General features: G+C 69.5%; 1 pseudogene. It reads left to right on the forward strand.

Annotated features, from left to right (window positions below):
• Positions 1-8: 8 nt before the first annotated feature.
• Positions 9-239: pseudogene (locus tag QSV46_RS40965) on the forward strand (ABC transporter permease); the annotation flags it as partial.

Genomic DNA, 239 nt, shown 5'->3' on the forward strand with positions numbered 1-239 from the left:
GGGCATTGGTGAGCGGCGACCCGACATTGGAGCGGATAGCCAGGGGCAACGGGCTGGCGCTGTGTGCAGCCGGCTCCTGGACGGCGCGCTTTGCGCCGGTGCTGGAACGAATGGTCGCCGACGCCGAGAAGCTCGGCGGCACCCGGCCCAACATCTCCATCGACGTCTCGCAGGTGTCGAAGCTCGACACGTTCGGCGCCTGGCTGATCGAGCGGCTGCGCCGCAGCCTGACCCATGGC

Source organism: Bradyrhizobium cosmicum, from assembly GCF_032290525.1.
Lineage (GTDB): Bacteria > Pseudomonadota > Alphaproteobacteria > Rhizobiales > Xanthobacteraceae > Bradyrhizobium > Bradyrhizobium cosmicum_A.